Origin of the sequence: Pseudomonas sp. B21-017, assembly GCF_024749245.1 — a bacterium.
GTDB lineage: Bacteria > Pseudomonadota > Gammaproteobacteria > Pseudomonadales > Pseudomonadaceae > Aquipseudomonas.
Map to the genome: position 1 here is coordinate 2,059,643 of NZ_CP087194.1, position 19,884 is coordinate 2,079,526.

The following is a 19,884-nucleotide window of genomic DNA, read 5'->3' on the forward strand; positions in this document are numbered from 1 at the left end:
CCGGCTTGATGGATTTATCCTGTGCCGATGACGAAATCGGCACAGCATCCTGAGCCGTCAGTGGGCGTGGGGCAGGTGTTCGAACAGGGTCTTGCAGACCCCGGCAATGTGTTCGTCCAGCAGCTTCACCGCCAGCTCCACATCGCCGGCACGGCAGGCCGCGAGGATTTCGCGATGCTCGTGATCGGCCCGTTCCTTGCCGGCCGACAGGCTCATCTGCATGCGCAGGTAGCGCTCCAGCTTGTCGTTGACCGAACGAATCAGGCTGACCAGAAACGGCCGTTGTGCCGGTTCGTAGAGGCAGGCGTGCAGCTCCCAATTGAGCTCGGCCCAGCGGCCCACGTCGTCCTCGCCGATGAATTCCTGACAGATGCGCTCGGCACGGGCGAAGGTTTCTTCGGTCATGTTGGGGATGGCCAGGCGCAGTATTTTGTCTTCCAGCAACATGCGCACTTCGAACATCTGCGCCAGCTCGGCATCGGAAACCCGCGTGACCATCGCCCCGCGATTGCGCTGGAACATCACCAACCCTTCGGCTTCCAGCCGCTTGAGGGCCTCGCGCACCGGAATCTTGCTGACGTTGAACTGGCGGGCAATGTCGTCCTGGCGAATCGGCTCATCTTCAGCGAAATGCCCGGCGACGATCGCGTCGCGCAGATGACGGGTGATGATTTCCGAGGTCGAAGGCGTATTGCCAAGGTCGGGAGCGTTGAGTTTGGGTAGGTTCACGGCGGCGATCGTTTGGAGTGAGATAGCGATAGGGTATACGAAATCCTTTCGCTGATCTTCCCGGGACCGCACGAACGTCAGGACGCTGGTTGTGTTGGTCGAAGATTTGCTGCTTTACCGCATATACGGAAAAACATATATTCGGCAAAACGCATATTGATGAGGCTTGCCTGTGTCGCGAAGCCCGTGTTGCTGTATGAAACCCAAACGCCGAGACCCGAAATGGCTGACTCTCTGACGCCGACCACTGTTTTCAAATGCCTGGCTGACGACAACCGGGTCCGCATGATGCTGCTCATCGCCCGCGAGGGAGAGTTGTGTGTCTGCGAGCTGACCTGTGCGTTGGATGAGAGCCAGCCGAAAGTCTCCAGGCACCTGGCGCAGTTGCGCACCAGCGGATTGCTGTCGGACCGTCGACAAGGCCAATGGGTTTACTACCGGTTGCACCCGAGCCTTCCTGACTGGGTGCTTCAAATGCTGACTGTCGTGCTTGAAACCAACCAGCATTGGCTGAGCGCGGATGCCAAACGTCTTGAAGACATGGGTGAGCGCCCTGAACGGGCAGCCACCTGCTGTCCGGTTCGATAATTTCAAAAGCCTATCCCTGACAACAGATACAGAGCACACCAACATGACTATCAAAGTGGGCATCAATGGTTTTGGCCGCATCGGTCGTCTCGCCATGCGCGCCGCCTGGCACTGGCCGGAGTTTGAGTTCGTGCAGATCAACGACCCGGCAGGCGACGCGGCGACGCATGCGCACCTGCTGAACTTCGATTCGGTGCATGGTCGCTGGAATGATCAAGCCAGCGCCGAGGGCAACTGCATTGTCATCGACGGCAAGCGCATCAAGGTTTCCGCCAACAAGGCGATTGCCGATACCGATTGGTCGGGCTGCGATCTGGTGATTGAAGCCAGCGGCAAGATGAAGACTGTCGCGGTGCTTCAGGCGTACCTCGACCAGGGCGTCAAGCGCGTGGTGGTCAGCGCTCCGGTGAAAGAAGAGGGCGCGCTGAACATCGTCATGGGCGTCAACCATCAACTGTTCAATCCGGCGGAACATCGCATCGTTACCGCGGCGTCGTGCACCACCAATTGCCTCGCGCCAGTGGTCAAGGTGATCCATGAAGCGCTAGGCATTCGCCACGGCTCGATCACCACCATTCACGACTTGACCAACACCCAAAGCATTCTCGACCAACCCCACAAGGATCTGCGCCGTGCGCGGGCTTCGGGCATGAGCCTGATCCCGACCAGCACCGGTTCGGCCACCGCCATCGCGGAAATTTTCCCGGAGCTGCGCGGGCGTCTGAATGGTCACGCAGTGCGCGTACCGTTGGCCAATGCTTCGCTGACTGATTGTGTGTTCGAGGTCGATCGCGTCACCACGGTTGACGAAGTGAATCGGTTTCTCAAGGACGCGTCCGAGAACGAACTCAAAGGTATTCTCGGTTTCGAGGAGCGTCCGCTGGTGTCCATCGACTACCGCACCGATCCGCGCTCATCGATCATCGATGCGCTGTCGACCATGGTCATCAACGGCACCCAGGTCAAAATCTATGCCTGGTACGACAACGAATGGGGTTACGCGAACCGCACCGTCGAATTGGCCAGGATGGTCGGTCTGGCCGTTTAAGGAGCGTTGATGAAAGCCTTGTCAGCCCTCGCGCCGTCAGTGCGGCAATACCTGCTTGTTACGGGCAATTACTGGGCTTTTACCCTTACCGACGGTGCCTTGCGCATGTTGGTGGTGCTGCACTTTCACGGGTTGGGCTACAGCCCGTTGCAAATCGCGGCGTTGTTTCTGTTCTACGAACTCTTTGGCGTGATCACCAACCTGCTGGGCGGTTATCTCGGCGCGCGACTGGGGTTGAACCGGACCATGAACATCGGGCTGGGGATGCAGGTGGTGGCGCTATTGATGCTGACGGTGCCAGTCGCCTGGCTGACGATTCCTTGGGTGATGGGGGCGCAGGCACTGTCGGGGATCGCCAAAGACCTGAACAAGATGAGCGCCAAAAGCTCGATCAAGCTTCTGGTGCCCGACGGGCAACAGGGCACGCTTTATCAATGGATAGCCATCCTCACCGGCTCGAAGAATGCCCTCAAGGGCGTTGGTTTCTTTCTCGGCGGGGCATTGCTCGCCCTGATCGGTTTCAGAGGGGCGCTGCTGGCCATGGCCGGCGTTCTTTCGCTGATCTGGCTCAGCAGCCTGATCCTGTTGAAAAAGGACCTGGGCAAGGCGAAAGCCAAGCCCAGGTTCCGTGACATCCTCTCCAAGAGCCGGGCCATCAACATCTTGTCGGCGGCACGGATGTTCCTGTTCGGTGCCCGCGATGTCTGGTTCGTCGTGGCTTTACCGGTGTACTTGAGCAGCGTTTTTGGCTGGGACTTCTGGAAGGTCGGTGGATTCCTGGCGGCCTGGGTGATTGGCTACGGCATCGTGCAATCGCTCGCGCCGCGGATCACCGGCAAGCAACGAGGGCATGTCCCGGATGGCCGCGCGGCGTTTCTTTGGGCTGTTGCCTTGGCAGGCCTGCCGGCGGCAATCGCGCTGGGGCTGAACACCGGGTTGTCGCCACAGTGGGTGCTGTTGGGCGGTCTGATGATCTTTGGTGCGTTGTTCGCGGTGAATTCCTCGCTGCACAGCTACCTGATCGTGTCCTACGCCAAGGAAGACGGCGTATCGCTGGATGTGGGCTTCTACTACATGTCCAACGCCATGGGACGGCTGATCGGCACCGTGCTCTCCGGTTGGGTTTTTCAGGTCTTCGGGCTGGAAGCGTGTTTATGGATATCCAGCGCATTTGTTATTTTCGCGGCACTGATTTCTGTTAGGTTGCCGCGGCATTCCAACGTGCTCTAAATCGCTCTAAAAGTACTGTTTCACGCGTTTTACACTTATTAAGTGCAACTTCCATTTATATTTATTTTGGTGCATGTGACATTTTTCAGGCGCCAAATATTTGAAGTTTTTTATATGTAACGAAAAGCGATTGTTCTTAGCGCAATTAATTCATACACACGCTTACAACCTAGGCCATACATTACCCACCAGAACAGGCAGCGAGGAACAACTACAACAACCTGATCACTAAAAACCTGACACAACAAAAACTAAAATCTCCTTATAAGTCGGTGAACATCATGATTAAAATCATGGCCTACTTTTTAATAGGAGCTGGTATTGCAGGATGCAACGGTATGGTAAAACCCGACTTGTCGGGACCTGCCAACGATTCATATTTCTCAGTCTTCTCAGGCTTTCCCTTGCCCTATCTGTACACCGCCTCGGCCGTGCAATGGAACGAGGATTACGCCGTCACCACCCGCCACACCCCACTCATTCGCAACGTGATATACAGCTGCAGCACCGGTTGCGACCTAGTCTTCATCAAGCACAAGGCTGACGGCCATTATCCGTCATGGCGCGCGCCGCGCGTGGGTGAGCACATCACTGCCGTGGGAACGAGCCCGTATATGACAACGGTCAGCGGGCAAGGCAAGGTGTATCCGGCGCCTTTCATCAACAGTGATGAAGGCAGCGGCGAACGCTATGCCATCCATGATGCCCCGATGATCAAGGGGATGTCGGGTGGGCCGGTTATCGCCAATGACGGCAGCATTGTCGGTATTAATGTCGGATTCTTCTCCACCACACTTCACGATGTGAGTTTTCACCCTGGGGTAAAGGGCGCTGAGCGGATCAGTATCTTTATTCCTTACTCGATCATTCAACGTGAGTGGGGGCTGATGCAGGCACAGCTTAACGATTCGCACGGCACGAAATACGCGCAGAAGTAGTGTTGGGTCATCACCGAATCCGGAACATCGGATTCGGTGTGACGTGGCGCGTCTATCACTCGCTTATTCAATCAAGGCGTATATTGATAGTGTCGATCCCGTTAGTTGAGGCGATAGCCAATCGTCGGTGGTGTGACAGGCGAGAGCGTTGGGGGGAGTTAGATATCCTGGAACGTTTGGAGGTGTTACATGAGCCAATATCAACGACTCTTTCTGATAGCCGGCCCAGCCATGCGTCACACCCCGGCGTTGGAACGAGCGGTCGCCATCGCCGAAGCCACTGGCGCAGCGCTGCACATCACGGTGTTTATCGAAGACTCTCACCTTTTGGGGTTGATGAGCGCCGGTGCGCGGTTTCGTGAGGCCTGTCAGCAAGAGAACGAAAAGTGGCTGAAGGATGAAGCAGATCTGATACGCGGGCGCGGGGTCACGGTAAGCACCGAAGTGCTTGTAACCCGCAGCGCGTTGCAAGAAATCCTTCGGCACGTGGCAGAAATGCAGCCGGATCTGGTGATCAAGGACGTGCAGCACGAGTCTGCACTCAAGCGTGTTTTCGTTACGCCTCTGGATTGGCACCTGTTGCGCGAATGTCCGGTGCCTGTGCATCTGGTCAGCGAAGTCAGGTGTCCGCTGCCGCGGGTGATCGTGGCGGCGGTCGATCCGTCGCAACCCGAGACGCAGATCACCGGCATCAACGACCGCATCATCCAGGCAGCGAACGGACTGGCCATGCAATGCAACGCAGAACTGCATTTGCTGCATGCCTATGATCTGTCGCTGACGCATATAGCCGACGCAGGCGCGGGTGCAGTGACGATGCCAGGCTTCAACAGTGACGTGCGCAAGTCTCTGCATCAGTCATTCATCGCATTGGCCGACCACTTTGGCGTGCCCACCGAGCGACAACACTTCGTTGCGGGCCCGCCCGGCAAAGCGCTGGCTGACTTTGCAGCGCATCACCGGGCCGATGTGATCGTCATGGGCAATGCGCATCGCAAGGGGTTGGGCAAGTGGGTGGGCAGTACGACGGAGCATGTTCTGTATCGAGTGCCCTGCAACATCTTCGCGGTCACGGGGGCAGCGGATCAGTGAATGGAGTCGTTGTTAAATGATTCGCGAGGGACGCCTCGGCGACCGGGGCGGTTTTTTTTGTGGGCGCGTGCCGAGATGTCCTCGAAGGTATCGCTATCGGTTGCCGCCAGGAGCTTGCCACCGTCCTTCAGGGTGGCCATGAAGGTCACTTCCGTGTTGTTGCCCGCGAGCAGATAGCCAGCGATGGCACCGACCGGCCCCAACAACATCGCGCCCGCAATGCCCAGGCCGATGGCGCTCTTTATATTCTTGTTGGAGTCCGTGTTCTGGATCGTTAGATCTTTAAATTCCGAGACCGGGAAGCTTTTCCCCAGTCGTGGCTTAAGGGCCGTTTTGAGCGTGATGGTACCCGAGTGATATTCCCCGTCGCACTGCGGGAAGTCACCAGCGAGCACTATGATCTTTGCCATGTGGAATGTTCTCTTGGGCGATCATTTTTGGGGTAGACATTGCGCGCGTCCAAACTCAAAACGTCAACGAGCTGACGATGAGTGGCAGCCATGGATTCGCGATACACAAGTGTCAGTCTTCCGGGTCAATTTCTTCTTCAGGCGCCCATCCGGCGTCGAGCAGGGCGGGGGGAGGATCGTCCGGCATGGTTATTCCTCCAGTCATGAACGCAAAGCGTAGCAGGCGGGTAGGGCTGTCGAGGTGGTCATAGCCCTGGTCATGGACGTTTTATAACGTTTGCCTCAAGCCGGCAGGTAATGCGTTTTAATTCTCCGTTGACCCGACAGCTGCTCGGAACCAACAACAGACCTTTCAGCCGAAAGGGGTTAACGGGGGATTAATGGACTTCTGGACCACCACGCAAGTATCGATTCTAGGGCTGGTTGAAGGACTCACAGAGTTTTTGCCGATCTCCAGTACAGGCCATCAGATTATTGCCGCGGACTTGCTCGACTTTGGCGGTGAGCGAGCCATGGCGTTCAATATCATTATTCAGTTGGGCGCTATTCTGGCGGTCGTCTGGGAGTTCCGTCACAAGATTCTGGACATCACCACGGGTTTGCCGACCCAGCGTAATGCGCAACGTTTTACTCTGAATTTGCTGATCGGTTTCTTGCCGGCGGTGGTGCTGGGGGTGATGTTCGCCGACAAAATCCATCAATATCTGTTCAACCCGATCACCGTGGCCGTGGCGCTGGTGATCGGCGGGATCATCATGTTGTGGGCTGAACAGCGTGAGCACGTGGTAGTGGTCGATCACGTTGACGAGATGCGCTGGACCGATGCCTTGAAAGTCGGATGTGCACAATGCCTGGCGATGATTCCCGGCACTTCGCGTTCGGGATCGACGATTATCGGCGGGTTGCTGTTTGGCCTGTCACGCAAGACGGCCACCGAGTTTTCGTTCTTCCTGGCGATGCCGACAATGGTGGGGGCCGCGGTGTACTCGGGCTATAAATATCGCGACCTGTTCCAGGCCGCAGATTTGCCGGTGTTTGCCCTGGGATTTGTCGCCGCTTTCGTCTTTGCGATGATTGCCGTGCGCGGGTTGCTCAAGTTCATCGCCAACCATAGTTATGCGGTGTTTGCCTGGTACCGGATCGCCTTCGGTTTACTGATTCTGGCGACGTGGTTTTTGGGTTGGGTGGACTGGAATCACCTCTCGGAAGGGGCGTAGGTTTTCCTGTGTTGATAAAAAACGCCGCTTGTTGTTGAGCGGCGTTTTTGTGTAAGCAGCTAAAAGCATCTAAAGCTTGTTGACCCGCGCCAGTGGCAGGCTGATTTGCTGTTCACGCTGCAGCAAATTCATCATCAGCAGTACCCGTTCTTCACCGTCCATGGCCAGGAACACCGCTTCGAGATCGCAGAACGGACCTTCAGTGATGCGCACCGCATCTCCGTGTTTCAACAGCGTGGTCACGATCGCCTGGCTGTCTGGTTCCTGGAGTTCGTCGATCAGCGCATCGCGGATCGGCAATGGCTGACCGCCAAACCCGACGACCCGCGAAACGCCGCGGGTCGAGCGCAGTGGACCCCAGCTGTCCTGAAGGCTCAGTTGAATAAACAGGTAGCCCGGAAACAGCGACTCGCTGATCACTCGACGTTGCCCGCGCAACATGCGCTCACGTCTGTAGGTCTTGCGAAAGCATGCATAGCCTTGGCGCTGCAAATGTTCTTCGGCGCGCTCATCTTGTTTGGGCTTGCACTGGACCAGGTACCAGGCTTTGGTGGAGTGTTCGGCAATCGCGTTCATTCAAATGCCCTCCCTGCATCGATCTGCCCCAGCAGCTCGGCGGTTTTGCGCTGCAGGAGCGAGCTGTCGCCCCGACTTTCCACGGTCAGGCAAGCTACGCAACCCTCGCCCGAGAGGCGCAAGCTGAAGCGCCAGTCGGCAAAGACCAGGTTCAGCCCGCTGCTTTCGTTGAGGTCAAGGGCATCGCGGGCATAACGCTGCTTGATGCTCGCCAGCAGCGCCGGACCATCCTTGACTTGGCGGCGGATCTCCCCGGAGGAGGGGAACGCGCCGATGCGTTCCACCAGCAGTACCGGTGGTTTTCGCACGCGGGGGAAAATCAGTTCCGACGCATAGGCGCGCACGATGCGGTACGCGAGGTTGTGCTTAAGGTCAGCGCTATACGGGTGGCGACTGTCATCTGCCTTGAAACCGCTCAACGTATTCATAGAGGCTTCGTCCATAAGGTGATAAAGACCATATCGGGGGACAGCAACATCACAGGGCGTTTTGATGCAGATGCTCGAAGCAGAAGTTGGTGGCTTCGATATAACCTTCGGCACCGCCACAGTCGAAGCGTCGCCCCTCGAACTTGTAAGCCAGTACGCAGCCGTTCTGGGCCTGCTTCATCAGCGCATCGGTGATCTGGATTTCACCGCCCTTGCCAGGTTCGGTGTCAGCGATCAGGTCGAAGATGTCGGGGGTCAGAATGTATCGACCGATGATTGCCAGGTTGGACGGAGCGTCTTCCGGACGGGGCTTTTCGACCATGCTGTTGACCCGGTAAATCCCCTCGCGAATCAACTCGCCGGCAATCACGCCGTACTTCTGAGTCTGCTCGCGGGGTACTTCCTGGATCGCCACGATCGAACAGCGGAACTGCTCATAAAGCTTGAGCATTTGCGCCAGAACTCCATCCCCCTCCAGGTTCAGGCACAGGTCGTCGGCCAGCACCACGGCGAATGGCTCATCACCGATCAACGAGCGGCCGCTGAGAATGGCGTGCCCCAGGCCTTTCATTTCCACCTGACGAGTGTAGGAAAAGCTGCAGGTATCGATCAGCTCGCGAGTGCCGTGCAGGAACTTTTCCTTATCGGTGCCACGAATCTGGTGCTCCAGCTCGTAGCTGGTATCGAAATGATCCTCCAGCGCGCGCTTGCCGCGACCGGTGACGATGGCCATGTGTTGCAGGCCGGCGTCACGCGCTTCCTCGACGGCATACTGGATCAGCGGCTTACTGACGATCGGCAGCATCTCCTTCGGCATGGCCTTGGTGGCGGGTAAAAAGCGGGTTCCATAGCCGGCGGCGGGGAACAGGCATTTACGAATCATGGAAGCGTCCTTGAAAGTAGACTGACGGAGTGGCTAATGGCAGTAGGAAAGGTTCGATCCAGGCTGGCCGAACCGGTCACGCTGGGGAGTGCGGGCTCGAAGCGGTCCGGTCACTCGAGAAAAATGTTCGCAACGCGTCAGGGGCTGCGAATGGTCTGCACGCCATGCTTCTCGCCAGGCGCGGGTAGGGGAGGCATTGAGCAGCCGATTGGCCGGCGAGCATGCCCGGTTGTTCCACGGTAAGCTCGCGACGTAACCCGCTGTAAATAGAGTTATTGCCCGAGGCGTCCCTTACCCAACTACTAACCAAATGTTCGACACCCTGGCAATGCATTAGCGGAACGGCTATACATTAGTCATTCGCTATTTCAGTGTAATTTAGATTGAACGGTCGCCAGAAAACGACAACCGTTAGAATTTGTCCGGATAAATTCGCTAACTGTTATTTTCATACCCTGAAGAGTGTGATGTTATTTTTTGTCGGGATAAAAAGTTGGGGGCTGTTCAAACGTCATGGTAATAAATACGCATTGATTGTCTGAAGGTTTCAGTCGCAGTTCCTGGCCATTATAAGTGCCCGGGCTCATTCGTAATTTAAAGCTCTTATGTTCGGCAAGTGCTAGGTCACCGCCAATGTTGACAAGACGGGGAAGGTCATCTTGCTTAAAAGGGTTTTGATTGTCTGTGTTGGCAATATATGCCGCAGTCCCACCGCGGAGCATTTGCTGCGTGGGGCACTCGTCCATTCCGATATTCAGGTCAGTTCAGCCGGCCTTGCCGCCCTGACGGGCAAGCCCATCGAGGCGACAGCACACGCCGTACTCACGGAGCATGGTCATCTGCCCCGTGAGCACCAGGCCGTTCAGCTCACTTCTCAAGCCGTCAGTGAGGCGGACTTGATTCTAGTGATGGAGCGACGGCATGTCAGTGGCGTGCTCAACATTGCGCCTGAAGCGCGGGGCAAAGTGTTGTTGTTGGGCAAATGGCAGGACGATCGAGAGATCAGCGACCCCTACCGTCAAGGCAAACCTGCTTTTGTGCACGCTTATGCGTTGATCGAAGAAGCCGTACACGCATGGGCACAGCGTCTGGCACGCTGATGGCCACTCCTTTTTGAATCGTAATCAAGGCAAAGAATCCGACTTATGCAGCAAGCACCGGTAGTCAACGTGCGGGACGACGACAATGACGAGATTGATCTTCTCGGCCTGTTTGGAACACTCATCGACCATAAATGGCTGATTGCCGCGGTTACAGGCGCCTTCATGGTCGCAGGGGCCGCGTACGCAGTGCTGGCTACACCGGTATTTCAGGCGAATGCGCTGTTGCAGGTCGAAGCGAAGAAGAACGATCTGTTAGGTTTCTCCGATGTCAGCAGCATGTTGGGAAAAGAGTCGCCTTCGGTGACCGAGATCGAGCTGATCAAGTCTCGTGCGGTGATTGGTAAAACGGTCGATAACCTGAAACTTGATATCGTCATACGACCAATGTATTTCCCGGTTTTCGGTGAGTTCCTGGCGCGTCGATTCCAGAATAAAAATCCCGGTGAAATAGCCGAACCCTTGTTGGGGTTGAACAGTTTCGCGTGGGGAGGGGAGTCGCTGAAGATATTCAAACTGGATCTCCCCGACTCGCAACTGGGCAAGAAATTGACCCTGACTGCGGGTGAAAATGGTCATTTCACGTTGGTGGATGAAGATGACAACCTATTGGCCGCCAGTCGGGCCGGAGAGCTTTTCGAGCAAAATGGCGTAACGTTTCAAATAGAGGAAATGCATGCCAATCCTGGGACTCGCTTCAGAGTCATCCGCAATTCTCGCTTGACCAGCATCCTCGACTACCAAGAGGATTTGGATGTATCCGAGCGCGGAAAAGAGTCGGGCATGATCGGGCTGGCGCTGGAAAGCACAGATCCGAATCAGGCCATTGAAACACTCAATGAAATAGCCGCTATTTATGTGCGGCAGAACGTAGAGCGCACTTCAGCTGAGGCGGCGCAGAGCCTGACGTTTCTCAAAGAGCAACTTCCGGTGGTCAAAAAGGACCTAGAAAAAGCCGGGAATGCCTTGAATGAATACCAGACGCGCAGCAAGTCCGTGGATATCACGCTAGAAACCAAAGCCATTCTTGATCAAATAGTCGGGCTCGATACCAATATTTCCGAATTGAAGTTGCAGCAAGCCGAGATGGACCGCAAGTTCACCCGTCAACATCCTGCCTATCGCGCATTGTTGACCCAGATCGGTGAGTTGAGCAGCAAGCAGAAAAGTTTGGCGTCCAAAGTGGAGAGCCTTCCCTCTACCCAACAAGAATTGCTTAGCCTTACCCGGGATGTAGAGGTCGGTACGGCCATTTACACCCAGCTGCTGAATAAGTCTCAGGAACTGGATGTGATGCGAGCGGGGACCGTGGGTAACGTGCGTGTGATCGATACTGCGGACGTTAATTTCCTCAAACCGGTCAAACCGAAAAAAGCCTTGATTGTATTGGTTGCTACGATTTTTGGCGGCCTCCTGGCAGTGGCCTTGGTGCTGGTACGCAGGGCTCTGAACCGGGGGCTCGAAAGTCCGGAAGCCATCGAGCAACTGGGGTTGCCGGTTTACGCGTCGATTCCCTACAGCATTCTGCAGAAAACCGAAGAAGACAAAGTCTCCCGCGGACGAGGGCGTTCCAATGGGACCTCATTGCTGGCCGTCACTCATCCTACCGATTTGGCAATCGAGGCATTGCGCAGCTTGCGTACCAGTCTGCACTTCGCCATGCATGAGGCCGACAATAACCGCTTGATGATTTCCGGGCCCAGTCCTCAGGTGGGTAAAACGTTCGTGTCGGTCAACCTCGCGGTGGTGATAGCACAAACCGGTATGCGGGTATTGTTGATCGACGTCGACATGCGCAAGGGTTATCTGCACAAAGTGTTGGGTGCTACTTCAGACAATGGGCTCTCCGATATCCTGGCCCGGCGCTGCGATGTGGCCACGGCTATTCATAAGACCGCAATCGACAACTTCGATTTTGTCAGTCGAGGCCAAATCCCGCCCAATCCTTCCGAGCTACTGATGCACGCCAATTTCAGCGCGTTATTGGAGCAGGCGAGCAAGCAATACGATCTGGTGATTCTCGATACGCCGCCACTCCTGGCTGTGACAGATGCGGCGATTGTCGGGCGCCTGTCCGGGACGAACCTGATTGTGACGCGCTATGGACTGAATCCGGCGAAAGAAATCGAGTTGACGGTCCGTCGGTTCTCCCAGAATGGCGTTGCCATTAAAGGTGCGATTTTCAACGGCGTGGAGAAAAAAGCCTCCAACAGGTATGGCTACAGTGATTATGGTTATTACCACTATGCCTACGCCTCCGACAAAAACTGACGAAGTTCGAAAGGTCGCGTTATAAGTTCAGATGCTTGACGGCGCTCCTATTATTCTTGGGTTCTATCGTTTACTGCTGCTCCGGATCATCAGCCAATAGGCATGATCAATCCGATATTTCATGGAAACATCACGTCCTGAGGAATAAGACGAAAAATCCTGGGGCGGTAGCGTGCCCGCGCTCTCTAGAGAGCTTGTAAAGGCCAAAGGGTTTGTCAGTGATTCGAAAAATATTTTTCATGGGTGTTACCGTATTTGTTCGATTGTTAACTAACGTCGCGCTATTCGTTTTTATGGCGCGTTATTGGAATGTATCTGAGTTTGGTGAATTCATATACATATATACAGCCGCAACGATAGCATGTTTGATTGTGGATTTTGGGTTCACTCAAAGTATCTTGCGTGATATAGGGATTAACAAGGGTCAAGAAGGGCGGATACTTGCTGATGTTATAAATGCTAAGTTGGCGTTGTCACTGGTATTGCTCCTTGTTTCAGCGCTAACGGTAATGTGCTTGAAGCTTCATATGTACCAGGTGATTTTGTTTTTTATTGTTTTAGCTTCATGTGTTATGACCTCGTTTTCCGAATCTATGAATGCGGTGTATAGGGGTATTAATAAGTACCATTACGAAGCTGCAATTACACTGATCAGCAATTGTGTGTATTTTTCTGTGCTCATAATGATTTTGATTGTGGGAGGGAGGGCGGAAAGTGTTGCATTGGGTATGCTCTTTTGCAAAGTAGTACAGCTTGCTTTGTCTTGTACTATCTATAAATTTATAGACTACCAGCAGATGATTCGGGGCAGTCTGAGAAAGACCATAAGCGATATAAAAAGAAATACGGCTTTTGGAATAGACGCGTTTTTAACTAACTTGGTGACCAGTGTTGATACTCTGATTGTGGGGTATTTGCTAGGGCACAACGCAGTGGGTATATATCAGGCAGGAATGCGCCTATTACAAGGTGCAAATACGGGGGCGCAAGTCCTGTCTAATGTTTATCTCCCGAGTCTTTCAAGGCATAACGCTGATGACGACAAGTTAAAAGCTCTGATAGTCCGGCTGTATTTTAAGATGCAGTTGTTAGGCGGTCTAGGAGCGGTGCTGTTCATATATGGCTCGGCATTAATGACGCGCGTAATCTACGGAGAAAAATACGTAGAGCTAGTAAGCTTACTTCCTCTTGTAGGTGTTTTGCTGATGCAGAGATATTTGGCGGCAGCACACGGGATAGTCTTATCTAGCTTGGGGCATCAAAGTTATCGGGCTTTTTATAATGTTTTAAGCATGCTCATTTTTTTAGCGTTATCTGTATTGGTTGCGCCATATTTGGGGATAAAGGGAATTGTAGTTTCTCTTCTGGTTTCTATTTTGGTGCTGCACATGCTTTATGTTTTTAGGCTGGTTAGCAGTAACGTACCATTGGGGCTGTCGAAACAAAACATAGCACTAACCATCGGATTCTATATGCTTATAGCTATCTTTTTTATTAACTACTTTGAAAGAATTGCGTAATGAAAAAAATTGGACTTTTATGGCATAATTATCCCTCTGAAAATTTAGGCGTGGGAGCTTTAAGTTACAGTCATTTTTGTTTGATTGAAGAGGCCCTTAAAGACCTTAATTTAGATGTCGGTTACCACGTCATTGGAATGATGCCGTCGACGGATAATGAATTTCAAAAAGCTACGGCACGCAAAGTAAGTTATTCTCAATTTTCTATAAGGCAAATAGCTAAAAATCCGTTAAAGCTACTTGAGATAAAGAAGGCGATATCTGAATGCTTTATTGTATTTGATTTGAGTGAGGGTGATAGTTTTACGGATATATACGGTTTTAAAAGGTTTCTTCAGCAGGCATTGAGTAAGGCGCTGGTGATTAATTGCGGTAAAGAACTTGTGCTTAGCCCCCAAACTATTGGGCCCTTTAACAAGGGGTATGGAAAGGTTGTATCAAATTTCATTCTAAAGAAAGCAAGTGCGGTGTTTGCTCGAGATGAGCAGTCCTATCGTTATCTAGTAGAAAATGGACATCAGCGGAACTCAAGTGTAGTAACCGACCTGGCTTTTGCACTACCGTATAACCGTGAAAATGTTCAAAAAGTAAAAGAAAATATAGATGTAGGGATCAATATTTCCGGATTGCTAATGAATGGAGGGTACAACGGGGAGAATCAATTCGGATTAACGATTAACTATCCGAGTTTGATTGAGAGTATTATTGAGGAGTTTTCGAAGGATGGCAATGTTAGAGTGCACTTGGTCTCGCATGTTATAACTGATAGATATGCAATTGAAGATGATTATCGCGCTAGCTTGAGTGTTAAGAGTAAGTTTCCGGAATGTGTATTGGCGCCTAAGTTTTCTTCACCTGTAGAGGCGAAAAGTTATATTTCGAATTTGGACTTTTTTACCGGTGCGCGTATGCATGCAACAATTGCGGCCTTTTCTAGTGGGGTGCCCGTAGTGCCGGTGGCATACAGTCGTAAGTTTAGCGGGTTATATGGGACATTAGGGTACAAAAATTTAGTAGATGGCCAATCTGATACAACTCAAGCCGCTATTGATACAATTTTAGAAGGTTACGCTGATAGAGCAAATCTTGCCAAAGAAATAAACAAAAGTAATGTCTCGGCGCAAACTAAGCTCGGTGTATATAAAACTTTCCTTAAAAGAAAATTTGAGAGCTATGAATAAATGAGCTCGAATATCATTAAGTTGGTAGAGAAAAACAATCTATGTACTGGGTGCGGGCTGTGTGAGAGTATCGCGGGTGCCAGTAATATTAAGGTTGCAATGAATGATGAAGGATACTTAAGGCCAACAATTTATAACGATCTGAAGCTGTCGGATTCAATGGTTATAAAAGATGTTTGTCCAGGATTGAATGTTAGTCACGCTACTGCTAGTAAAGATCATCACCCATTGTGGGGTGTTGTCGATACAATTTCTATTGGTGCTGCGTCAGATAGCGAGGTTCGTCTAAAAGGGTCATCTGGTGGAGTCTTGAGTGCACTCCAAATATATCTACTAGAGGAAAAAATAGTAGATTACGTCGTGAATACTTGTGTGGGTGATGAGAATCCGTTCGATACACAAGTTAATATAGCAAAAAATAGAGCGGAAATATTAAGTGCTACTGGTTCTAGATACTCGCCCTCGGCTCCTTTAAATACTATTGTTAGTTTGTTGGACAGGCCGGGAACCTTTGCTTTCGTCGGCAAGCCTTGTGATGTGGCAGCTTTGAGAAGATTGGCAAAGCACGACAAGCGAGTAAACGACAAAATTAAATATATGCTGTCGTTTATGTGCGCCGGTGTTCCCAGTAAAAAAGGTACTCTTAAAATTGTTAAAGATTTAGGAGTAGAGGAGTCTGAAGTTAAAGACTTTAGATACAGAGGCGATGGTTGGCCGGGTTCTGCTACAGTCACACTCAAGGACGATACCACAAGATCTATGTCCTATGAGGAGTCATGGAGATATGTTCTTAGTCCGAGAGTACAATGGCGTTGTAAGTTATGTCCCGATGGTACAGGTGAATTTTCAGATATTACAGGCGCTGATGCCTGGCATGTTGCGGAGGATGGATCGCCTGATTTCTCAGAGAGGGATGGTCAGAGCTTTATTATTTCTAGAAATAAAGCAGGGCAAAATCTCTTAGAACAATGTATTAAAAGTGGATATATAAACGTTTCCAGCGAAGTGGATTGTTCTAGAGTAGAAAAAGTTCAGTTTCACCAAGCATATAGAAAGAAAACATTGTTGCTTAGGTTCTTGGCTCTAAGGCTGATTGGCTTAGCCGTTCCAAGATATAATACAAGCCTTCTGTTGAGGGCAACTATGCTCGCTACGCCCGTGTCTTTATTAAGATCATTTGCAGGTACAGTAAAGCGTGGGCTCAAGATGAGAGAAAATAGGAAGAATGTCTGAGTATGTTATATAGACTATACTTGGCATACCTCACGTTGTTCACTTTGTGGCCAACGTATGCGGGTCTTAAAGTTTCGGGTCTACCTATACTTAATATTCAGAGGGTGTACGCCTTACTGTTAATAGTGTTGACGGTATTTTCAATATTGGCTTCGCCAAAAAATATGACGATCGCGTATAGAAGTTTTCGCGAAAGCTCCCGTTCGGTAGTTCTTGTAAGTTTGTTTTTTTTGTGGCGTTTAATATCATCTGTTTTTTCGGAAGATCCTATATATTCAGTTTTTATTGCTGCTTTAGATGTTCTCTTGCAGTATTCTTTTTTTGTAATAACCATTTTGTTGGTGACAAGTAAGCAGAGGGTAATTGAAGCGCTTAGGTTTGTGTTATATGGTGCGGTCATAGTCTCTGTGATTGGAGTTGTTGAGTCTTTAATTAAAGCTAATATGTTTTATAGCTTAGTTCCTAGAAGCGCAATGGAAACGGGGTATGTTGCATCGGCGTTAACGGAAAAAATTAGAGGGACTTACCGGGCCCAGGCTGGTTTTTTGCATCCGTTAGTATTGGCTGAGTACTTGATATTAACTATTCCAATAGCAATTTTGTTTTTAAAAATAAAAGTCGGCAGGCATATAAAGCTTGCTTCTGTCACAGTTTTGTTGCTTGGGATGTATACCCTGATTTCTACTGGGTCGAGAGCGGGAGTTCTTGTTTTTGTACTTCAGCTTGGGCTTATGTTTCTGTTTAAATTGATCCGCGATCTAAAAAATCAACGAAAGATAATGCCGGTTGTTAGATCGTTTGTCATGATTGCTGTTTTATTTGCTGGTGTTCCGGTCGCATATAATTTTGCGAGTCTTGCACTTGAAGGGCAAAGTAATTCTGAATCAATGAGTACTCAAGCGAGAATTGATCAGTTTAATCTTGGGTTGGATACATTTGAGAAGCATCCACTGGTAGGATGGGGGCCTGGGTTGGCTGTGGATCATGTTGCAAGTTCAAATGTCACAACGGGTGAAAAGTCAGTTGATAACTACTATCTAACAATTGCAGCTGATTCCGGATTGCCTGCGTTTATATTTTTTGTTTGTATGGTGGTGGCTTATTATCGGAAGGCAAGAAAGCTTACTGCTAAGTTGGAGTCGCCGTATAATAGTGTGTCGGACGGTCTTTCAATATCATTGTTTGGTTTTTTAATATTTTGTGCTGTATTAAGCACCTTTGAGGTGTTTACGTTGGCATATGTATATTTTGCGCTTCTAACTAAACTTGAAGTCTTTCAAAAAACAAAGGTTCATAATTTTTTTAGTAAGGGGCGACGAGATGGCTAATTCAAGTGGTTCTGTGACTATTCTGCTTTCAACATATAACGGTGAGAAGTATTTAAGAGAGCAGATAGATTCTATTGTTCAACAACGATACCAAGATTGGGTGTTGCTTGTAAGGGATGATGGTTCTTCTGATAGCACGCTTGAAATTGTGAAATCTTATTCGGCGAAAGATGCACGGGTGCAGATAATTGCTGATGGTTATGGAAATCAAGGCCCTGCCGGGTCATTTATTAAGCTTTTGGCTTGTGTTGAAACAGAATATTTTATGTTTTGCGATCAAGATGATGTTTGGTTGCCGAATAAGGTTTGTGACAGCATAAAAATTCTTAAGTCCTATGATGGACCACATTTGGTATTTACTGATCTAAAGGTCGTGGACGAGCGTTTGAGGGAGATATCAAGCTCGTTTATGGACAAAAGTAGATTTGATCCTATAAAAGGAGTCAATTTCTCAAAGCTATTAATTCAGAACGTTGTTGTTGGGTGCACGATTGCGGCGAATAAAAAACTACTTGAAGAAAGTAAACTATCCGCATCTGCTGCACCGAATAACATAATGATGCATGACTGGTGGTTGGCGTTGGTTGCATCTAGTTTAGGTAAAATCACTTATTTAGATAAGCCTACTATTCTTTATCGCCAGCATGGAGGTAATTGTCTAGGTGCCAAAGACTCCGGTTTTCGGCATTATCTAAGACTTTTATATAATCAAAAGCCTTGGTTGAAAGCTCAAAAATATCTAAATAGAGTTGTGTTGCAGGCTGCTAGTTTTAATGAATGTTACGGTTGGAGAGTAACACCTTCTCAACAAAAATTGTTATCTTTAACTGTTGAATTGAGAAGTGGTTCAGTTGTTTTAGGTTTATCGAGATGTTTTTTCTCTGGTATTAGTATGCATAAACTAGATCGAAATGTAGCTCTGCTATTGTCCTTTGTTTTCGGAAGGTTGGAAGACCGGAAAACTGTGGAGAGTTAGCCTGTGAAAAGCTTTGGTGTAAGGGTTGTTAGTTTTTTTGCGAAACAGTTTTTTCGCGCTGTCGTGATATTTTTTATTTTGCTCAACAGTTGCTTTGGTGAAGATGTTACCAGTATTGGCGTGTATTATTTTCCAGGTTGGAAGCAAGAGGCTCCATTGATCAAGCGTCCGCCATGGGATTTAATAAAAAGGTTCCCCGATAAAGAACCATTGCTTGGCTGGTATAAGGATGGATCGAAAGATGTCACTTCTAAGCAATTAAGGTGGATGAAAGACAATCACATTGATTTCGTAGTATATGACTGGTATTGGGTCCCGAAATATGGGGTGACTCTAAATCATGCTATTGATTCATTTATAGAACACAGTAAAACAACAGATATTGATTTTGCTATCTTATGGGCAAACCACACTGATACACCATCAAGTTTAAGACAGTTTGATGAGGTTGTTGCATATTGGTTGAAAAAATATTTTGTCAATAGTAATTATAAAAAAATCAATGGTGAGCCGGTCGTAGTAATTTTTTCACCAGAGTCTCTTGAAAAACATGCGGAGCAATTTGGAGAGACTACCAAAAGCTTGTTGGCCAGAGCTCGCCAACAAGCAAGAAATGAAGGCTTTAAGGGTATATATTTTATATCCAATACGGCGCCGATCGATAACGTTGTTAAAAAAATACTACCTGATGCAACTTATGATGCGCTAACTGCTTATAACTACCAATCTGCTCCTTCGTTAAGGCAGCATTTATATAAGCAATCTCGCTCTTATGCTGAGTTGTCTGATGCTTATCAGGAAAATTGGAGTTGGATGATTAACAATTCGCCACTGCCGTACCTTGTGCCAGCTACTTCCGGGTGGGATCGAAGACCGTGGGGGGGAGTACTGATCCTTTACACGATAGTTCTATCAGTACGCCAGAAGAATTTGATCGTCATATGCATGAAGCTATAACTACTGCTCGCTCCAATAAAGAGAAAACTCACAATACTGTGATTATATGTTGTTGGAATGAGTATGGTGAGGGTTCGTATATAGAGCCAACGAAAAAATATCGGTTTAGATATTTGGATGCGATAAAAAGAAATTTTTTAAAATGAAGGTTTGTTGTTTATATCGATAATTTGGGGGGT

General features: G+C 50.0%; 20 protein-coding genes. 15 read left to right on the forward strand and 5 right to left on the reverse strand.

Annotated features, from left to right (window positions below; all coding sequences use genetic code 11):
- Positions 1-57: 57 nt before the first annotated feature.
- Positions 58-729 carry a GntR family transcriptional regulator gene (locus LOY28_RS09220; protein ID WP_007935506.1) on the reverse strand — a complete coding sequence of 224 codons (672 nt, stop codon included), beginning with the start codon at positions 727-729 and terminating at the stop codon, positions 58-60.
- A gap of 222 nt (positions 730-951) precedes the next feature.
- Here LOY28_RS09220 and LOY28_RS09225 point away from each other — a divergent pair, with 222 nt between their 5' ends.
- The 5 genes from LOY28_RS09225 (at position 952) to LOY28_RS09245 (ending at position 5,625) form a co-directional block, all read left to right on the forward strand.
- Positions 952-1,317 carry a metalloregulator ArsR/SmtB family transcription factor gene (locus LOY28_RS09225; RefSeq protein WP_258613387.1) on the forward strand — a complete coding sequence of 122 codons (366 nt, stop codon included), beginning with the start codon at positions 952-954 and terminating at the stop codon, positions 1,315-1,317.
- A gap of 43 nt (positions 1,318-1,360) precedes the next feature.
- Positions 1,361-2,365 (forward strand): ArsJ-associated glyceraldehyde-3-phosphate dehydrogenase, encoded by a 1,005-nt coding sequence (locus LOY28_RS09230; protein ID WP_018928292.1) that lies wholly within the window; start codon positions 1,361-1,363, stop codon positions 2,363-2,365.
- Between the two features lie 9 nt (positions 2,366-2,374).
- Positions 2,375-3,595, forward strand: a complete 1,221-nt coding sequence (gene arsJ, locus LOY28_RS09235) for an organoarsenical effux MFS transporter ArsJ (protein WP_230138965.1) — start codon at positions 2,375-2,377, stop codon at positions 3,593-3,595.
- 338 nt (positions 3,596-3,933) lie between these two features.
- Positions 3,934-4,533, forward strand: coding sequence for a trypsin-like peptidase domain-containing protein (locus tag LOY28_RS09240; RefSeq protein ID WP_018928290.1), 600 nt, complete (start codon positions 3,934-3,936; stop codon positions 4,531-4,533).
- 189 nt (positions 4,534-4,722) lie between these two features.
- Positions 4,723-5,625 carry a universal stress protein gene (locus LOY28_RS09245; RefSeq protein WP_018928289.1) on the forward strand — a complete coding sequence of 301 codons (903 nt, stop codon included), beginning with the start codon at positions 4,723-4,725 and terminating at the stop codon, positions 5,623-5,625.
- On the opposite strand, the gene LOY28_RS09250 is transcribed toward LOY28_RS09245, so the two are convergent.
- The gene (locus LOY28_RS09250; RefSeq protein ID WP_018928288.1) at positions 5,619-6,035 is read right to left on the reverse strand and encodes a hypothetical protein; all 417 of its coding nucleotides are present in this window, start codon (positions 6,033-6,035) and stop codon (positions 5,619-5,621) included. The two genes, LOY28_RS09245 and LOY28_RS09250, sit on opposite strands and share 7 nt — an antisense overlap.
- A gap of 380 nt (positions 6,036-6,415) precedes the next feature.
- Between LOY28_RS09250 and LOY28_RS09255 the strand changes: the two genes are divergently transcribed.
- On the forward strand, positions 6,416-7,252 hold the full coding sequence (locus LOY28_RS09255; RefSeq protein WP_018928287.1) for an undecaprenyl-diphosphate phosphatase: 837 nt from the start codon (positions 6,416-6,418) through the stop codon (positions 7,250-7,252).
- A gap of 69 nt (positions 7,253-7,321) precedes the next feature.
- Here LOY28_RS09255 and rfaH read toward each other — a convergent pair whose 3' ends face one another.
- From rfaH to galU, 3 genes are read right to left on the reverse strand one after another with little or no spacing between them, the layout of a single operon-like run.
- A complete protein-coding gene (rfaH, locus tag LOY28_RS09260; RefSeq protein ID WP_018928286.1) occupies positions 7,322-7,828 on the reverse strand; it encodes a transcription/translation regulatory transformer protein RfaH in 507 nt (168 codons plus the stop codon).
- Complete coding sequence (locus LOY28_RS09265; RefSeq protein ID WP_018928285.1) at positions 7,825-8,256, reverse strand: hypothetical protein; 432 nt, start codon at positions 8,254-8,256, stop codon at positions 7,825-7,827. The genes rfaH and LOY28_RS09265 overlap by 4 nt, the downstream gene beginning before the upstream one ends.
- 49 nt (positions 8,257-8,305) lie before the next feature.
- The gene (gene galU, locus LOY28_RS09270; protein WP_018928284.1) at positions 8,306-9,139 is read right to left on the reverse strand and encodes a UTP--glucose-1-phosphate uridylyltransferase GalU; all 834 of its coding nucleotides are present in this window, start codon (positions 9,137-9,139) and stop codon (positions 8,306-8,308) included.
- A 659-nt stretch (positions 9,140-9,798) separates the two neighbouring features.
- Here galU and LOY28_RS09275 point away from each other — a divergent pair.
- The 9 genes from LOY28_RS09275 (at position 9,799) to LOY28_RS30060 (ending at position 19,851) form a co-directional block, all read left to right on the forward strand.
- Positions 9,799-10,239: a low molecular weight protein-tyrosine-phosphatase gene (locus tag LOY28_RS09275; RefSeq protein ID WP_258613388.1), complete on the forward strand. Its 441-nt coding sequence runs from the start codon at positions 9,799-9,801 to the stop codon at positions 10,237-10,239.
- A gap of 45 nt (positions 10,240-10,284) precedes the next feature.
- Positions 10,285-12,510, forward strand: a complete 2,226-nt coding sequence (locus LOY28_RS09280; protein ID WP_258613389.1) for a polysaccharide biosynthesis tyrosine autokinase — start codon at positions 10,285-10,287, stop codon at positions 12,508-12,510.
- A gap of 239 nt (positions 12,511-12,749) precedes the next feature.
- Positions 12,750-14,030, forward strand: coding sequence for an oligosaccharide flippase family protein (locus LOY28_RS09285; protein WP_258613390.1), 1,281 nt, complete (start codon positions 12,750-12,752; stop codon positions 14,028-14,030).
- Complete coding sequence (locus tag LOY28_RS09290) at positions 14,030-15,211, forward strand: polysaccharide pyruvyl transferase family protein (protein WP_258613391.1); 1,182 nt, start codon at positions 14,030-14,032, stop codon at positions 15,209-15,211. Before LOY28_RS09285 ends, LOY28_RS09290 begins: the two co-directional genes overlap by 1 nt.
- Before the next feature lie 99 nt (positions 15,212-15,310).
- Positions 15,311-16,444, forward strand: coding sequence for a Coenzyme F420 hydrogenase/dehydrogenase, beta subunit C-terminal domain (locus LOY28_RS09295; RefSeq protein WP_258613392.1), 1,134 nt, complete (start codon positions 15,311-15,313; stop codon positions 16,442-16,444).
- Between the two features lie 146 nt (positions 16,445-16,590).
- Positions 16,591-17,772: an O-antigen ligase gene (locus LOY28_RS09300; RefSeq protein ID WP_258613393.1), complete on the forward strand. Its 1,182-nt coding sequence runs from the start codon at positions 16,591-16,593 to the stop codon at positions 17,770-17,772.
- A complete protein-coding gene (locus LOY28_RS09305) occupies positions 17,765-18,748 on the forward strand; it encodes a glycosyltransferase family 2 protein (protein WP_258613394.1) in 984 nt (327 codons plus the stop codon). Before LOY28_RS09300 ends, LOY28_RS09305 begins: the two co-directional genes overlap by 8 nt.
- A 3-nt stretch (positions 18,749-18,751) precedes the next feature.
- On the forward strand, positions 18,752-19,705 hold the full coding sequence (locus LOY28_RS09310) for a glycoside hydrolase family 99-like domain-containing protein (RefSeq protein ID WP_258613395.1): 954 nt from the start codon (positions 18,752-18,754) through the stop codon (positions 19,703-19,705).
- On the forward strand, positions 19,690-19,851 hold the full coding sequence (locus tag LOY28_RS30060) for a glycoside hydrolase family 99-like domain-containing protein (RefSeq protein WP_408981033.1): 162 nt from the start codon (positions 19,690-19,692) through the stop codon (positions 19,849-19,851). Before LOY28_RS09310 ends, LOY28_RS30060 begins: the two co-directional genes overlap by 16 nt.
- Positions 19,852-19,884 lie beyond the last annotated feature (33 nt).

Excerpts from the sequence above, each read along its gene's own strand:
- LOY28_RS09225 (WP_258613387.1), top strand. The coding sequence starts at position 952 with ATGGCTGACTCTCTGACGCCGACCACTGTTTTCAAATGCCTGGCTGAC.
- LOY28_RS09230 (WP_018928292.1), top strand. The coding sequence starts at position 1,361 with ATGACTATCAAAGTGGGCATCAATGGTTTTGGCCGCATCGGTCGTCTC.
- arsJ (WP_230138965.1), top strand. The coding sequence starts at position 2,375 with ATGAAAGCCTTGTCAGCCCTCGCGCCGTCAGTGCGGCAATACCTGCTT.
- LOY28_RS09240 (WP_018928290.1), top strand. The coding sequence starts at position 3,934 with ATGGTAAAACCCGACTTGTCGGGACCTGCCAACGATTCATATTTCTCA.
- LOY28_RS09245 (WP_018928289.1), top strand. The coding sequence starts at position 4,723 with ATGAGCCAATATCAACGACTCTTTCTGATAGCCGGCCCAGCCATGCGT.
- LOY28_RS09250 (WP_018928288.1), bottom strand. The coding sequence starts at position 6,035 with ATGGCAAAGATCATAGTGCTCGCTGGTGACTTCCCGCAGTGCGACGGG.
- LOY28_RS09255 (WP_018928287.1), top strand. The coding sequence starts at position 6,416 with ATGGACTTCTGGACCACCACGCAAGTATCGATTCTAGGGCTGGTTGAA.
- rfaH (WP_018928286.1), bottom strand. The coding sequence starts at position 7,828 with ATGAACGCGATTGCCGAACACTCCACCAAAGCCTGGTACCTGGTCCAG.
- LOY28_RS09265 (WP_018928285.1), bottom strand. The coding sequence starts at position 8,256 with ATGAATACGTTGAGCGGTTTCAAGGCAGATGACAGTCGCCACCCGTAT.
- galU (WP_018928284.1), bottom strand. The coding sequence starts at position 9,139 with ATGATTCGTAAATGCCTGTTCCCCGCCGCCGGCTATGGAACCCGCTTT.
- LOY28_RS09280 (WP_258613389.1), top strand. The coding sequence starts at position 10,285 with ATGCAGCAAGCACCGGTAGTCAACGTGCGGGACGACGACAATGACGAG.
- LOY28_RS09285 (WP_258613390.1), top strand. The coding sequence starts at position 12,750 with ATGGGTGTTACCGTATTTGTTCGATTGTTAACTAACGTCGCGCTATTC.
- LOY28_RS09290 (WP_258613391.1), top strand. The coding sequence starts at position 14,030 with ATGAAAAAAATTGGACTTTTATGGCATAATTATCCCTCTGAAAATTTA.
- LOY28_RS09295 (WP_258613392.1), top strand. The coding sequence starts at position 15,311 with ATGAATGATGAAGGATACTTAAGGCCAACAATTTATAACGATCTGAAG.
- LOY28_RS09305 (WP_258613394.1), top strand. The coding sequence starts at position 17,765 with ATGGCTAATTCAAGTGGTTCTGTGACTATTCTGCTTTCAACATATAAC.
- LOY28_RS30060 (WP_408981033.1), top strand. The coding sequence starts at position 19,690 with ATGCATGAAGCTATAACTACTGCTCGCTCCAATAAAGAGAAAACTCAC.